The organism is Variovorax sp. KK3 (genome assembly GCF_001984055.1).
In the GTDB taxonomy this organism is placed as follows: domain Bacteria; phylum Pseudomonadota; class Gammaproteobacteria; order Burkholderiales; family Burkholderiaceae_C; genus Variovorax.
In genome coordinates this window covers 1-14,816 of record NZ_LYVO01000052.1, presented here as the reverse complement: position 1 = coordinate 14,816, position 14,816 = coordinate 1, and the positions used below count along the sequence as shown (strand labels likewise).

At 69.5% G+C, this 14,816-nt stretch carries 15 protein-coding genes; 8 read left to right on the top strand and 7 right to left on the bottom strand.

Annotated elements, in window-relative coordinates; all coding sequences use genetic code 11:
• Positions 1-223: 223 nt before the first annotated feature.
• A complete protein-coding gene (locus B0W80_RS22355; protein ID WP_077001363.1) occupies positions 224-751 on the top strand; it encodes an OsmC family protein in 528 nt (175 codons plus the stop codon).
• A gap of 23 nt (positions 752-774) precedes the next feature.
• Entirely contained in the window at positions 775-1,746 is a 972-nt protein-coding gene (locus tag B0W80_RS22350) for an AraC family transcriptional regulator (protein WP_077001362.1), read from the top strand.
• Positions 1,747-1,760: 14 nt separating this feature from the next.
• Here the strand turns inward: B0W80_RS22350 and B0W80_RS22345 are convergent, their stop codons facing one another.
• Positions 1,761-3,407 carry an FAD-dependent oxidoreductase gene (locus B0W80_RS22345; protein ID WP_077001361.1) on the bottom strand — a complete coding sequence of 549 codons (1,647 nt, stop codon included), beginning with the start codon at positions 3,405-3,407 and terminating at the stop codon, positions 1,761-1,763.
• A gap of 1 nt (position 3,408) precedes the next feature.
• Positions 3,409-4,395: a tripartite tricarboxylate transporter substrate binding protein gene (locus tag B0W80_RS22340; protein ID WP_077001360.1), complete on the bottom strand. Its 987-nt coding sequence runs from the start codon at positions 4,393-4,395 to the stop codon at positions 3,409-3,411.
• 104 nt (positions 4,396-4,499) lie between these two features.
• Here B0W80_RS22340 and B0W80_RS22335 point away from each other — a divergent pair, with 104 nt between their 5' ends.
• Entirely contained in the window at positions 4,500-5,408 is a 909-nt protein-coding gene (locus tag B0W80_RS22335; RefSeq protein ID WP_077001359.1) for a LysR family transcriptional regulator, read from the top strand.
• Between the two features lie 18 nt (positions 5,409-5,426).
• Here the strand turns inward: B0W80_RS22335 and B0W80_RS35095 are convergent, their stop codons facing one another.
• Positions 5,427-5,702 (bottom strand): hypothetical protein, encoded by a 276-nt coding sequence (locus B0W80_RS35095; RefSeq protein ID WP_143684735.1) that lies wholly within the window; start codon positions 5,700-5,702, stop codon positions 5,427-5,429.
• Positions 5,703-5,847: 145 nt separating this feature from the next.
• Here B0W80_RS35095 and B0W80_RS22325 point away from each other — a divergent pair, with 145 nt between their 5' ends.
• Both B0W80_RS22325 and B0W80_RS22320 read left to right on the top strand, forming a co-directional pair.
• Positions 5,848-6,459 (top strand): response regulator transcription factor, encoded by a 612-nt coding sequence (locus B0W80_RS22325; RefSeq protein WP_077001357.1) that lies wholly within the window; start codon positions 5,848-5,850, stop codon positions 6,457-6,459.
• A gap of 19 nt (positions 6,460-6,478) precedes the next feature.
• Positions 6,479-8,278 carry a hybrid sensor histidine kinase/response regulator gene (locus B0W80_RS22320; RefSeq protein ID WP_143684734.1) on the top strand — a complete coding sequence of 600 codons (1,800 nt, stop codon included), beginning with the start codon at positions 6,479-6,481 and terminating at the stop codon, positions 8,276-8,278.
• A gap of 6 nt (positions 8,279-8,284) precedes the next feature.
• Here the strand turns inward: B0W80_RS22320 and B0W80_RS22315 are convergent, their stop codons facing one another.
• The gene (locus B0W80_RS22315) at positions 8,285-8,488 is read right to left on the bottom strand and encodes a hypothetical protein (RefSeq protein ID WP_077001356.1); all 204 of its coding nucleotides are present in this window, start codon (positions 8,486-8,488) and stop codon (positions 8,285-8,287) included.
• Between the two features lie 104 nt (positions 8,489-8,592).
• Between B0W80_RS22315 and B0W80_RS22310 the strand changes: the two genes are divergently transcribed.
• Complete coding sequence (locus B0W80_RS22310; protein WP_077001355.1) at positions 8,593-9,408, top strand: oxaloacetate decarboxylase; 816 nt, start codon at positions 8,593-8,595, stop codon at positions 9,406-9,408.
• A 4-nt stretch (positions 9,409-9,412) separates the two neighbouring features.
• Here the strand turns inward: B0W80_RS22310 and B0W80_RS22305 are convergent, their stop codons facing one another.
• Genes B0W80_RS22305 through B0W80_RS22295 form a run of 3 tightly spaced genes read right to left on the bottom strand, consistent with a single transcriptional unit; the run spans position 9,413 to position 12,924 of the window.
• A complete protein-coding gene (locus tag B0W80_RS22305) occupies positions 9,413-10,951 on the bottom strand; it encodes an AMP-binding protein (RefSeq protein ID WP_077001354.1) in 1,539 nt (512 codons plus the stop codon).
• Between the two features lie 13 nt (positions 10,952-10,964).
• The gene (locus B0W80_RS22300) at positions 10,965-12,101 is read right to left on the bottom strand and encodes a DUF5938 domain-containing protein (protein ID WP_077001353.1); all 1,137 of its coding nucleotides are present in this window, start codon (positions 12,099-12,101) and stop codon (positions 10,965-10,967) included.
• A 19-nt stretch (positions 12,102-12,120) separates the two neighbouring features.
• Positions 12,121-12,924, bottom strand: coding sequence for an SDR family NAD(P)-dependent oxidoreductase (locus B0W80_RS22295; RefSeq protein WP_077001352.1), 804 nt, complete (start codon positions 12,922-12,924; stop codon positions 12,121-12,123).
• A 60-nt stretch (positions 12,925-12,984) separates the two neighbouring features.
• Between B0W80_RS22295 and B0W80_RS35630 the strand changes: the two genes are divergently transcribed.
• Entirely contained in the window at positions 12,985-13,140 is a 156-nt protein-coding gene (locus B0W80_RS35630) for a hypothetical protein (RefSeq protein ID WP_179106999.1), read from the top strand.
• Positions 13,141-13,187: 47 nt separating this feature from the next.
• On the top strand, positions 13,188-14,816 hold a 1,629-nt coding region (locus B0W80_RS22290), incomplete at its 3' end, for a DUF6531 domain-containing protein (protein WP_143684733.1).

The window sequence follows — 14,816 nt, the reverse complement described above, 5'->3', positions numbered from 1 at the left end:
AGTGCTCCAGGGGATCGATGGGATGAATGGAACTTCGAAAGGCCGGCCTGCACAGGTGCGTCGGGCCTGACTGAACTGGAACACGCAAGGCCCCCGCGCGTCCTGCCCCTGCGTCGCCGCGGTTTGACCGATCGTCCGCGTGATGGCATCGGCTGTTCGGCCTAGTTGGCCCCCGAGCGCGAGGCGACCACAATTCCGACCACCCACCCCCGGAGAGACAACGATGAGCATGCAAGACATCGCTGCCGCATTGCAACGCGCCGGAACGGTGCTGGAGCGCCGGCCCGAGATGGGACTGCACGACGACGCGCCGGCCACCGCGCGCTGGCAAGGCGGGGTGCGCGTGGAATCCACCCACGCCAACGGCACCCGCCTGATGACCGACATGCCCTGCGAGCTCGGCGGCACCGGCGACCGCGTCACACCCGGCTGGCTGTTCCGCGCCGGCATCGCAGCCTGCGCCGCCACCTCCGTCGCCATGGCGGCGGCGGCCGAAGGCATCGCGCTGGATGCGCTCGAGGCGCACGTGGGCAGCCGCTCGGACACGCGCGGGCTGGTCGGCGTGGCGGAGCCCGATGGGCAGGCCGTCTATGCCGGGCCGCGCGACATGCAGTTGCAGGTGCGCATCGGCGCGGCGGGCGTGGCGCCGGAGCGGCTGCGCCTGCTGGTCGAGGCGGCCATCCGTCGTTCGCCGATTCCGAACGCGACGCAGAACGCCACGCCGCTGGCCCTGCACGTCGAGCTGGCCTGACCGCACCGCGGACGTTCACGGCCATGGACGCACTTTCCGAGATCCTGCGCGTGGTTCGCCTGGTGGGCGCGATCTTCATCCATGCCCGCTTCAGCGCGCCCTGGTGCTACCAGTCGCCGCCCGCCGAGGTGGCGGCGCCCTTCCTCGAGCCCGGTGCCGAGCGGGTGGTGATCTTTCACCTGATCACGCACGGCGAATGCTTCGTCGAGATGGCCGGCGAGCCGCCGGTGCGCCTCGTCGCCGGCGATGCGATCGTGTTCCCGCACGGCGACGCGCACCGCATGACCTCCGAGCCCGGCCTGCCGCCGGCCACCGGCGCCCGCCTCGACCAGGTGCTGTCGCGCCGCCCGCGCATGCTGGCCTATGGCGGCGGCGGTGTTACCACGCGCCTGGTCTGCGGCTACCTGGCCTGCGACGCCAAGCTCGCACGCATGATGCTCACGGGCCTGCCGCGGCTGGTGCGCGTGAACGTGCGCGGTTCGGACGCCGGCATCTGGCTCGAAAGCTCGGTGCGCTACGCCCTGGCCGAAGCGCGCTCGCCACGCCCCGGCGGCGCAGGGGTGCTGGCCAAGCTGGCAGAGCTGCTCTTCATCGAGGTGCTGCGCCTGTACATGAACGAGCAGGACGAAGGCCGCACGGGCTGGCTGGCCGGCATGGGCGACCGCATCGTCGGCAGTGCGCTGACGGCTTTGCACGGCAGCCCCGCCCAGGCCTGGACGCTGGAAGAACTGGCGCGCACCGCCGGCACCTCGCGCTCGGTGCTGGCCGAGCGTTTTCAGCAGCTGGTGGGGAGCGCGCCCATGCAGTACCTCACGCAGTGGCGCATGCTGATGGCGGCCAACCTGCTGAGTCGCAGCAATGCGCCGCTGGCGCGCATCGCCGAAGACGTGGGCTACCAGACCGACACGGCCTTCAGCCGCGCGTTCCGGCGCGAGTACGGATGCCCGCCGGCGGCATGGCGGCGCAGCCGGTCGGGCCAGGCGGCCATGCACTGATTCGTGAACAAGCGTCAGCCGGCGCCGCGCAGCGTGCCGACCAGCGCGCCTGCATTCGCCGGCAACCCGTCACCGCGCCAGGCGACGTGCTGGTCGGCGCGGCACAGCACCAGGCGGTGCCGGTAGGCGCTCGGCAACCCATCCGTTTCCACGTCGAGCACCACCAGCGGCATGCCGGACTCGCGGGCTGCTTCTTCGAGCGCGCGGATGTCGACGCTGCGGTCGAAGCGCAGCAAGGTGTAGCCCGGCCCGAAGGCGTCGTACAGCGAGCGACCATCGGCCAACCACAGATGCGGCGCACGGCAGCCCGGCACGGTCGAAGGCGTGAAGCCGCCCATCGAATAGGCCGGCGGCGCTTCGTCGTCCGCCACGATGATCGGCGAGCCCGTGTAGTAGTAGCCGAAGTTGAGCCCGGCGCAGCAGAACTGCTGCACGTTGAGCTCGTAGGCCTCGCGGCCCACCTCGGCACGCAGCGCATCGCCCGCGGGCCCGGCCGCCTCGATGTCCGGCGGCACGGCGCGGCGGGCGCGGATCATCTTCTGCGCATGGTCCATCGCGAAATGCGAGACCTGCTCGGTGATCGGCTGCCGCTCGGCCTCGTAGGCATCGAGCAAGCGCTCGTCGGCCCAGCCCTGCACGCAGGCACTGAGCAGCCAGCCCAGGTTGACCGCGTCGGCGATGCCCGCGTTCATGCCGTAGCCCGCATAGGGCACCCACAGGTGGGCGGCGTCGCCGGCCAGGAAGACGCGGCGGTCGCGGAAGCGGTCTGCCACCAGGCGGCGGCCCACCCAGTCTTCCTTGCTGATCACGTCGTAGCGAAAGTCGTCGCCCACGCCGAGGATCTCGCGGATCGAGCGGTCGCGGTCGACCGAATCGAACTCGGGCTCTTCGGCGTTCAGGTGGTTGTGCACGAGCCAGGTCTCGTGCCCGTCGATCGCGAACATCGTGCCGCAGCGCCGCGGATTCACCGAGTAGTAGGACCACGCGGGCTTGCCCGGGATCAGCGCGCGCAGCTGCGGCGCACGGATGTAAGTGGACTGCACGCGCTGGATGACCGCCGTGCCCTCCAGCTTCGCGCCCATGCGCTTGCGCACACCCGAAGCGCCGCCGTCGCATCCCACCAGGTAGCGGCAGCGGATGTGGCGCGCAGGGCCGCCATCCAGGTCGATGGCGTTCGCGCTCACGCCATCGGTGTCCTGCTCGAAGTCCGTCACCTGGGTGCGGTTGAGGATGGTGATGTTCGGCTGCGAAGCGGCGTGCTCGAGCAGGATCGGCTCCAGGAACAGCTGGTTGATGCGGTGCGGCGGCTCCGGCGTCGGCCACCAGGCGTCGGGGCCTTCGGTCTCGGTGTAGCGGTCGCGCCGGCAAGGGATGGGGATGCGCGTGAGCTCGATGCCCGTCACGCTCGTTCGGAACACCACGTCGTTCGGATGGTCGGCGGGCAAGCCCGCATCGCGCAGCTTCTGCGCCACGCCCAGGCGCCGAAACACCTCCATGCTGCGCGCCGACACGTGGTTGCACTTGACGTTGGGCGGCTCGGCGTAGCGGCGCGTTTCGGCCACCAGCACTTTCACGCCGCGCGAGGCCAGGTCCATGGCCAGGGTCAGGCCGACCGGGCCGGCGCCCACGATCAGGACGTCGGCTTTCATTGCTTCGTTCATTTCAATCGAGCTTGATGTTGGCGGTCTTGATGACCTGCGACCACTTCTTCGTTTCGCTGCGGATGTAGTCCTCGAAAGCCTTGGGCGTGCCCGGTGCCGGCTCCACGCCGAGGTTGCGCATGGCCGCCTGCGTGTTCTCGTCGCGCAGGGCTGCGTTGAGCTCGGCGTTGAGTCGCGCGACCACCGGTGCCGGCGTGTCGGCCGGCGCCACCACGCCGAACCAACCGACGGCGTCGTAGCCGGACAAGCCGGCTTCGGCCACCGTCGGCACCTCCGGCAGCATGGGCAGGCGCTGCGGGCTGGTGACGGCGAAAGCGGTCAGCTTGCCGGCCTTGATCTGCTGCAGCGACGAGGGCAGGTCGACCACCGCCAGCGGCACCTGGCCCGCGATCGCGTCGACCGCCGCCGGGCCGGAGCCGCGGTAAGGCACTTCGACCAGCTGCAGCTGCGCCATCTGCGCGAAGAGCGCCGACGACAGATGCATCGCCGTGCCGTTGCCGCCATGGCCGATCGAGAGCTTGCCCGGTTGCGAGCGCGCCAGCGCGACGAGCTGCGGCAGCGTCTTCGCCTCCAGCGAGGGATGGCCCACGATCACGAACGGAATCGCGGCCAGCATGCCGACCGGCTTGAAGTCCTTGATCGGGTCGAAGGGCATCTGCGCGTACAGGCTGGCGTTGGCCGACAGCGCGCCGGCCGCGCCCACGCCCAGCGTGTAGCCGTCGCCCGGCGACTTGGCGACCGCCGTCAGGCCCACGTTGCCGCCGGCACCAGGGCGGTTGTCAACCACCACCGGCTGGCCCAGCTTGTCGTTGAGCCGCGGCACCAGCATGCGCACCACCGCGTCGGCGCTGCCGCCGGGCGGAAAGGTCACGATCATGCGGATCGGCTTCGAGGGATAGGCGTCGGCTCCCTGCGCGTACGCAGGTGCAGCGGCGAGCAGGCCGGCGGAAGCGGCCAACCAGCCAAGGGCGCGGGCGAATGTCTTCATCGATGTTCCTCGTGATGTCTCTCGTGATGTCTCCGAGGCCGATTGAACGGCAGCGTCATTCATTCGTAAATCAATAAATTTCGAACGAAATATGATCTGACCTGATGAATCCGAAGTTCAGCCCGACGATCCGCCAACTGCGCGCCTTCCTCGCCGTGTACCAGTTGCGAAAGCTCAGCGCTGCAGCCGAGAAGCTCTACGTCACGCAGTCGGCGGTGAGCATGCTGATCCGCCAGCTCGAAGAGGGACTGGGCACGCGCCTCTTCGACCGCACCACGCGTTCGCTGCAAGCCACGGCGGCGGCCGACGAGATGCTGCCCGCGGCCGAGCGCATCCTGCGCGACGTCGATTCGCTGTCGGCCGATTTCCGCGAGCTGTCGCAACTGCAGCGCGGGCGCGTCTGCCTGGCCATCACGCCCACGCTGGCGTCGTTTCTGATGCCCTCCGCGATCCGCCGCTTCGGCGAGGCCCATCCGCAGGTGCGGGTGGTGGTGGACGACTGCGCGCCCGACCAGTTCGTGTCGCGCATCATCGGCGAGCACGTCGACTTCGGCATCGGCACGCCCGAGCGCGCGGGCGCCGAGGTCGAAACGCAGACCCTGCTGCGCGACCACCTGAGCCTGGTGTGCGCGCGCGGGCATCCGCTGGCGGCCAGCGCGAAGCCCGTGCGCTGGACCGAGCTGGCCGGACACGCGCTGATCACCGTGCGGCCGGGCTACGGCATCCGCCCGCTGATCGACGGCACGGCGGCGCAGGCCGGCGTGGCGCTCAACGTGGTCAACGAGGTGTCGTTTCTGTCCACCGCGCTGTGGATGACGGCCAGCGGCATGGGCCCGTCGATCATGCCGTCGGCCTTCGCCCGGGCGTCCGGCGATGCCTCGCTGGTGGTGCGCAGCCTGACGGCGCCTCGCGTGTCGCGCGACGTCTTCGTGGTGACGAAGCGCGGCCGTTCGCTGTCGGCGGCCAGCCGCAGCTTCATCGACACGCTGCGGCGTGCGCTGAAGGACAAATGAGGGGAGAGGAGCGCGGCCTCAGGCCGGCTGAAAGTGCTGCTGGATGCGCTGCGCCACGCGCCTGGAGTGGCGGCACAGCGCGTCGACCGCGTAGGAGCCCACGAACAGCCCGTCGACGTTGAGCTCCACGCTCGAGAAGTAGTTGGCCAGCACGGCGCCGGCGTCGTACAGGCAGTGCGACAACGAATCGAAGGTCGCGCTGTCGCCCGCCTCCTCCGCACCGGCGACGAAGGCGCTGATGCGGTAGGTGAAGGCTTCGGGGCCGAGGCACTGGATTTCGACCAGGGGTTTCATGTCGAAGACGGAAGGCGCAGCAAGCGTGAAATTGTTGTTGCAGCGATGGTCGCCGCTGTGCGCGCCGGCGTAAATAGTCCATTTGGACCGGCCGCGCAAGGGGGCGACTTCGGCAAAATGCGTGGGCACCACGCTCGCTTTCCCCATGTTGCCGCCCCGCATCCTCCTCGTCGACGACCACGCGCTGTTCCGCTGCGGGCTGCGCATGGTGCTCGATGCCGGCATCGACGGGCTCGAAGTGGCCGAGGCGGCCTCGCTCGAGGAAGCGCTGCGCACCCCCATGCAGGACCCGGCGCTGGTGCTGCTTGACATCCAGCTGCACGGGCTCAACGGCCTCGAGGGCATCGCGCTGGTCAAGCGCAAGTGGCCCGAGGCGGCGGTGGTCATTCTGTCGTCCGATGTCTCGCCGCAGAAGATCCGGCTGGCGCTCGATCGCGGCGCCGCGGCCTTCGTTTCGAAGGCCGAGCCGGCCGACCGCATCCTCGGCGTGATCGGCCAGCTGCGCCAAGGCCTGCCCGTCGCAGGCGAAGCAGCCCAGGCGCCGGTGGGCGACGCGGGCGCCGCACTGCTCACGCCGCGCCAGAGCGAGGTGCTCGACCTCATGTGCCAGGGCTTGTCGAACAAGCTCATCGGCCGGCGGCTCAACCTGTCGGAGAACACGGTGCGCGGCCACGTCCAGGCGGTGCTCGCCGCCTTGCAGGTGTCCAGCCGCTCCGAGGCCGGCTTCGCGGCGCGGCAGCGCGGCCTGGTCGCCTGACCGACCGACGGCCTCATCGATGGTTCGGCCGCGCCTGCCCGAAGACCGCATGCTGGTCGAACAGCTGCGGCTGCAGCTCGGCAACATCGGCAGTTCGGTGATCCCGACCATCCTGCTCGCGTTGCTGCTGGTCTGGGTGCTGTCGAACGAGGCCAATGCATTGGCCATCCGCCTGTGGGCCGGCGTCACCATCCTCATGAAGCTGTACCTCGCCTGGGACGCGCAGCGCCTGCTGGCCATGGAGATCAGCCCCGAGCATGCGCGCCGCCTGCTGCGGCGTAAGCTGGTCATCAACGCGATCGACGGCGCCATCTGGGGCTCGCTGGCCTGGGCGGCGCTGGGCACCACCAGCGTGGCCGGCAGCGTGCTCGTGGTTGCGGTGCTGGCGGGTGTGGCGGGGAGTTCGATGTCCTCGCTGGCGCCCATCTATCCGGTCTTCGTGGTGTTCGGCATCGCCGAGCTGGGCGTGCTGGGCGCCAAGCTGTGGACCATGGACGACCCCGCCTACAACGGCCTGGCCGTGGCCGCGGTGCTCTACACGGCCGCGCTGCTGGGCCAGGCGCGCAACGGCTCGCGCGCGGCGCGGCGCGCGATCGGCCTGCGCTTCGAGAACCACGAGTTGATCGAGCGCCTGCGTGTCGAGACCGAGCACGCACAGGCCGCGCAGCGCGTGGCCGACGAAGCCAACCAGGCCAAGTCCCGGTTTCTCGCCGCGGCCAGCCACGACCTGCGCCAGCCCATTCACGCACAAGGCCTGTTCCTCGAGGTGCTGTCGCGCAGCAAGCTGTCGACCGACCAGTACGACGCGCTGGCCAACGCGCGCGCCACCTGGCAGGCCTCGGCCGAGATGCTCGACACCCTGCTCGACTTCTCGCGCATCGAGGCCGGCGTGGTCGAGCCGCAGATGCAGGTGTTCGCGCTGCAGCCGCTGCTCAACAAGATCGAGAACGAACTGGCGCCGCAGGCCGACGCCAAGGGCATCGTCTACCGCTCGCGCGAAACGCATGCCGCGGTGCGGTCCGACCCGGCGCTCGTCGCGCTGATCCTGCGCAACCTGGTGTCGAACGCGATCCGCTACACGGAAGAGGGCGGCGTGCTGGTCGCCTGCCGTGCGCGCCGCGCGCACGTGTCGCTGGAGGTGTGGGACACCGGCATCGGCATCGAGCGCGACCAGCACGACGCCATCTTTCGCGAGTTCCACCAGCTCGGCAACGCGGAGCGCGACCGGCGCAAGGGCCTCGGCCTCGGCTTGGCCATTGCGCAAGGCCTGGCGCGCGCGCTGGGGCAGCCGCTGTCGCTGTCGTCGGTGCCGGGGCGGGGCAGCGTGTTCCGGGTCGTATTGCCGCTGGCGCGTGCCGCCGTCGTGGAAGAAGAAGGCGGCCGCCCGGCGGCAGCAGCGGCACGCAGCTTCGACCTGCACGTGCTGGTGATCGACGACGACGAGTCGGTCCGCACCGGCATGCGCCAGCTGCTGATGGCCTGGGGCTGCACCTGCGACACGGCCGATTCGATCGAGGACGCGCAGGCGCTCGCGCGTGCCCGCGAGCCGGAACTGGTGATCAGCGACTACCGGCTGCGCGAGCTGCGCACCGGCGCCGAGGCCATCGCGACGCTGCGTGCGGAGTTCGGCTACGACCTGCCGGCCTTGCTGATCACCGGCGACACCGCGCCGCAACGGCTGCGCGAGGCGCGCGCCACCGGCGTTCCGCTGCTGCACAAGCCGGTGCTGCCGAGCCAGCTGTACCGCGCGATGATGGCGGTGCTCGCCGGGCGAGAGCTCGATTCTTCCTTCGCGCCGCTCGACATGCGGCGGGGCTGAGCGCCCTTACTCGCAGCGGAACAGCACGCCCTGTTCGGCCGGCGCCTTGCCCATCATCCGGGCGGTGAGGCCCTTCTCCTCGCAATGGTTCGAAGCCGCCACGTAGGTGATGGCCTTGAGCGTGCCGTCGCGCATCGGCACCACCTGGTTGGGAGGCACGCCGCAGCCGGCGACGATCAGGGCGATGGGGAGGGACGCGAGCCATTTCATGCGCGCATTTTGCATGCAGGCCGCACGGGCGCCACGCCGCTGTTCTATAAACCGGCCCTGGGCCTCGTTCGAGGCGCTCCGCTCCACTTTCTACCGAGGTCGCCATGACACGTTCCGTCGCCGAGAAACGCGCCGCCTTCCGCGCGCTGCATGCCCAGGGCTGCTTCATGCTGCCGAACCCGTGGGACGTGGGCAGCGCGCGCTATCTGCACAGCCTGGGCTTCGAGGCCCTGGCCACCACCAGCTCGGGCTTCGCGTGGTCGCGCGGCCGTGCCGACGGTGCGCTGTCGCGCGAGGCCGTGCTGGCCCACCTGCGCGAATTGGTCGGCGCCACCGACCTGCCCGTGAACGCCGATTTCGAGAACGGCTTCGCCGCCGATCCGCAAGGCGTGGCCCAGAGCGTGCGAATGGCCATCGACACCGGCGTGGCGGGCCTGTCGATCGAGGATGCCACCGGCGACCCCGCGCATCCGCTGTTCGACATCGACGTCGCCGTCGCGCGCCTGCGCGCCGCCCGCGCGGCCGTCGACCAGGAGGGCGGCGACACGCTACTGGTCGGCCGGGCCGAGAACTTCTTCGCCGGCCGGCCCGACCTCGACGACACCATCGCCCGCCTCAAGGCATACGCCGACGCCGGTGCCGACTGCCTCTACGCGCCGGGCATCCGCACGCGCGAGCAGATCGAGGCCGTGGTCGCCGCGGTCGCGCCCAAGCCGGTCAACCTGCTGGTGGGCGGCACCAGCGAATTCACGCTGAAGGACATCGCGGCCATGGGCGTTCGCCGCGTCAGCGTCGGCGGCGGGCTCGCGCGGGCCGCGTGGGGCGGCTTCATGCGGGCCGCTCGTGGGCTGCAGGAGGGGCGCTTCGACGGGTTCGCGGATGCGGCGGCGGGTGCGAAGCTCAATGGGTTGATGCGCTGAGCGTTCAGCCCGCGCGCCGCAGCAACTCGGCGCGAATGTCCTTCTTGAGCACCTTGCCCACCTTCGAGCGCGGCAGATCGGGCCAGATGTCCACCTGCTTGGGCGCCTTCACGCTGCCGATGCGGGCCTTCACGAAGGCCTGCAGCTCGTCCCGGTCGAGCGCATGGCCGGCCTTGGGCTGGACTACGGCCACGACCCGCTCGCCCCACTTCTCGTCGGGCAAGCCGACCACGGCGCCGTCCTGGACGCCGGGGTGTTGCATCAGCGCCTGCTCGACTTCCACCGAGTAGACGTTGAAGCCGCCGGTGATGATCATGTCCTTGGCGCGGTCGACGATGTAGAGGTAGCCGTCGTCGTCGAGGCGGCCGATGTCGCCGGTGTGATGCCAGCCGTGGCGCCCGGCTTCGGCCGTGGCGTCGGCGTCCTTGTAGTAGCCCATCATGACAAGCGAGCCGCGCACCACGATCTCGCCGGTTTCGCCAGTTGCCAGCAGCTCGCCGTCGGCGTTCATCGTGGCGACCTGCACCAGCGGCCCGGGCCGCCCGGCCGAGGCCAGGCGGGCTTGCGCCACGCTGCCGTCGGGCATGAAGTGCTCCTTGGGCGCCATCATCGACACCATCATCGGCGCCTCGGTCTGGCCGAACAGCTGCGCCATCACGGGGCCGATCTTTTCAAGCGCCTCGGCCAGGCGCGCCGGCGAGATCGGCGCGGCGCCGTACCAGAAGCACTGCAGCGAATCCAGCCGCGTCGCGGGCAGCTTCTCGTGCGCCAGCAGCATGTAGATGAGCGTCGGCGGCAGGAAGGCGTGGGTGATGCGGTGCTGCTCGATCAAGCCGAGGAACTCGCCGATGTCCGGCCTCGGCATGATCACGATGCGGCCGCCCAGCGCCATCACCGGCAGGCACAGCACGCCAGCCGCGTGCGTGAGCGGCGCCAGCGCCAGGTAGGCGGGCCGGCCCTCGAAGGGGTAGCCCATCAAGGTCAGCGCCGACATCGCTTCCAGGTTGCGGCCCGACAGCATCACGCCCTTGGGCTGGCCGGTGGTGCCGCCGGTGCCGGCGATCATCGCCAGGTCGTCCACCGGCGCGACCGTGAGCGGCGCGTCGGGCACGCCGTCGAGCCATTGCGCCAGCGACGGCGCGAAGGGCAGCGCCTGGTCCAGGCACACCCACTGCCGCACGCCGGGCAGGCCGGCGCGCATCTGCTCCACCATCGGCGCATAGGCGCTGTGGAAGATCAGGCAGGCGCAGTCGAAGCGCTCGAGCACGTAGCGGTTCTCGGCCGCTTCGTTGCGCGGGTTGATCGGGCACCACACGCCGGCTGCACGCGAGATGCCGAAGACGCAGGCGAAGGCCTTCGCGTCGTTGCTGCTGAGCACCGCCACCTTGTCGCCGGGCCCGATGCCGTCGCGCTGCAGCGCGCGCCCGACGCGGTGGCTGATGCGCTGTACGTCGGCGTAGCTGAGGTCGGCATCGCCCATGCTCAGGCAGGGCGCGCCGGGCCCCAGCTGGGCGCCCTTGTCGAGGTAGTCGATCAGGCGCATGGCGGTCGCTCCGTCAGGCGTGCACCGTGATCACCGGCGGCTGCACCAGGCCGAAGCTGCGCAGCACGCCGAGCAGCTCGCGGTGGCCGAAAGCCTGGCAGCCGCTCGCGAAGCCCGCCCGCAGGGGCGCCTGCTGCAGCAGCGACATGGCGGCATGGGCCTGCAGCAGGCCGGTCTGCTTGTAATTGCAGTTGCCGTAGATCACGCAATGCGCCCGGCCGAGCGGGCCCGATGCATGCACCGAGTCCACCGACTTGTTGATGCGCGGGTTCTCGCGCGGCGGCATCGTGTTCATCACGCCGGCCGCGGTCTTCGCGAGCGCTTCGTAGCGCGCATCGGGCGCCAGGTCCTTGGTGGCTTCGAGCGCGGCCGCCACGATCTGCGGCACGCCCAGCATCAGCGGCTTGTTGAACACGCCGCCCAGCACCTTGACGTTGGCCACGCGCGGGTCGCGCCTGAACCACACGGGGTGCGAAGTGCCGCCCCACGGCAGCGCCAGAGCGGCCTCGTGCTGGCCCGGAATCGACAGGTGGTACAGCCCCGCATCGGGCTGCCATTCGACGTACTGGTCCTGCTGCAGGTAGAAGGCTTTCGAGGTCGCAGCGTTCACCAGGATGGTCTGCGTCGACGCGATGGTCGGGCTGCCGCCCCAGAACACGGCGATGTCCAGCGTGTCGAGCCCGGGCGTTTCGAGGCAGAGCTGCGCCGCGATCTCGCCGGTGGTGTACATCTGCGCCAGGCCGGGCGACAGCAGCAGGCCCGCGTTCGCGAAGCGCTCGCCGTACTCCTGGTCGAGCGTGATCAGCCAATCCTGCTCGCCGGTTGTGTCGGTGTAGTGGCACTTGGCGGCGAGGCAAGCCTGCACCACCTCGGGCCCGAAGCGGGCGAAGGGGCCGACCGTGTTCAGGACCACGGACGCGCCGCGAAACAGCGCGGTCAGCGCCTCGGTGGTGTGCGCGACCTCGACCACTTCGAAGTCGGCGGTCTCGATGCCCGGCACGTTCGCCTGCATCGCCGCATCGAGCTTTTCCTTGCTGCGGCCGGCCGCGATGAAGGGAATGCCGTACTCGCGCAGGTACTCGCACACCAGCCGGCCGGTGTAGCCGCTGGCGCCGTAGACGACGACCGGCTTCTTGCTGCTCTTGCTCATGGTGCTGTCCTTTCGGGGCTTACATGCCCATGCCGCCATCGACCGCCAGGCCGGTGCCGGTGATGAAGCGGGATGCGTCGCTGCTCAGGAACACCACCGCATCGGCCATGTCCTGCACCTCGCCCAGGCGGCCCATCGGCGTCTGCGCGATCACCTCGCCCACGGCGGCTTCGGGCGAAGCGAAGAGCCCGGCCGTGACGACGTCGCCGGCCAGCTTCTGGCCCATCTCGGTAGGCACCAGGCCCGGGTAGATGCAGTTGACGCGAACGCCGTAGCCGAGCTTGCCGGCCTCCATGGCGCCCACGCGCGTGAGCCGGTCGACCGCCGACTTGGTCGCCGAATAGCCGGCGATGCCCGGGAAGGCGATGGTGGCGGCCACCGATGCGATGTTGACCACGGTGCCGCCCTTGCCGGCTTGGCCCTGCGGCCGCATCGCGCGAAAGGCGTGCTTCATGCCGAGCGCGGTGCCGACGATGTTCACGTCGAGCATGCGGCGCAGGTCGGCCGCATCGATGTCGGCCACGAGCGCCGTGATCTCGATGCCGGCGTTGTTGACCAGCAGGTCGAAGCCGCCCAACTCCTTCACCGTGGCGGCGACCGCGGCCTCCCAGTCGGCGTCCTGCGTGACGTCCAGCGGCACGAAGCCGGCCTTGGCGCCGCCGGCCGCGATGGCCGCTGCCGTCTCTCGTCCCAGCGGCGCAAGCACGTCTCCGATCATCACGGAAGCACCGGCCGCCGCCAGCGCCTGGGCAATGCCCGCGCCGATCCCGCGCGCGCCACCAGTGACCAGGGCCTTGCGGCCGGTCAGGTCAGTTGCACTCATGGTTGTCTCCTGTTGTGTTTGGACGACTGTCAAGAAGCCGAGGAAATACTAGGAATCGCGTTGACAGATGTCAAGGAAGTTCCGGTGGTCACTGCGAAAGAGGCCAAGACATTTGTCCGTGGTTACGACGCCAGCGGGGTCAACTCGATGAGCATGGCCGCGTGCCTGATGACGGAGCAGATCGCACTGATGTTGGGACAGGGAGCAGTCGGTTGATCTGCAAATGTGAGTGATGGTCGCGTTCGGGAGTTGGCGGTGATTTGGTGAAGAAACTGCGGCTATCATCCGCGCCCATCAAGAACAACGACCCGCAGGACGGGGAGGAAGTCATGCCGCCACCTATCGGCTCGCAAGAGGCGCGTCGCGCCCGTGCGCGCAAGTTCCCATCGCATTCACGCCGGATCAAGACATCGCCTTTCCGGCAACTGCTCCAGCAATTCACCGCGTTCGTGCTGCTTGTGTTCTGCGCGTCGAGCTGGGCTGTGTTTGCGCCTCCCAGCGTGTCGGTGTATTCGCTCACCCCTTCGGGTGCCACAGGTGGAAATGCCGATGCCACATCGCCGCAGGCGGTTTGCAGCGCCTTTGCCGACGACTTCGCCAACGCCGCGTTGCGAATCGGCTGGGCCTCGGCCTGGGTCACTTCGGCCACAGTCCGTCCTGCCGGGAATGATCCGGTCAGCCACTTCTGTGATGTCCAGATCGGGCAATGCCTCAGCGATGGATTCTGTACGGGCTCGTCGGCAACAGCCGGCATCTATCAGCTCCTGCGCAACAGATGCCCGATCAACAGTTCATCCATCTCGGGCGGTTGCGGCTGCGACACGGGCTACCAGGAGGACGGCAGCCAGACGTCGTGCCTGGCGGCACTGCCCGAGCCGCAACAGCTCAGCGGCTCCGCGCAAAGCTGCAAGGCACCCGGACGTTCCTCGAGCGCGGGTGAACTGTTCGGAGCGCCGGTGGCGCCCGCCAGCGGCGACAAGTCCCGGTTCGAGATCGATCTCGTCATCACCGCGGGCACCAGGCTCACCTTCGCGCGGTCGTACCACAGCGCCTGGGGCCTCGATGCGGGGCGCCAGGGTGGCGCGCTCGGCAAGGCCTGGTCGCACAACCACGAGACCTCGCTCAAGACTACGGCCTCCGATGCCTCGGGTGGGGCAACGGCCGTCGCGATCAACTTCTCCGAGGGCTTCGTCAGGACCTTCGGCAGCACCGCAGGCGCTCAGGCGTGGAGCGCCACCAACGGCGCGGACACCCTCGCCCGATCGAGCGATCAGGGCTGGATCTACCGACGCGCCGACGACGATGCCACATACAGGTTCGACGCCTCGGGCAAGCTGCAGTCGGTCAGCCAACGCAATGGATGGGCTCACAGCTATTCATACAACGCAGCGGGCCAACTTGCCACCGTCGTCGACAACTTCGGCCACGGCCTGACTTTCGTTCACGACACGAACGGCCGCTTGCTTTCCGTCGCCACGCTCGACGGACGCCAGACCGGGTACGCATTCGACGCCACCGGTCGTCTTTCATCGGTGTCCTATCCCGGTGGCAAGACGAGGAGCTTCGCCTACGAGAACGCGTCGTTTCCGCATGCGCTGACCGGCATCCAGGACGAGAGCGGCGCTCGCTGGGGCAGCTTCGCCTACGACGCACAAGGACGAGCGATCAGCACCGAGTTGGCCGGCGGGGTCAGCCGATATCAAGTGAGTTATCCCGTTGCCAGCGCTGCAACGGTCATCGACCCGCTGAGCACCAGCCGAAACTTCAGCTACGGCACCACCAAGGGCAAGCTGGCGGTCACGGCGGGCTCGTTGCCCTCGGGCGAAGGTGAATCCGATGCGGCCTCTCGCACCCAGGACGCCAACGGCCTGATCACGAGCGAGACCGACTTC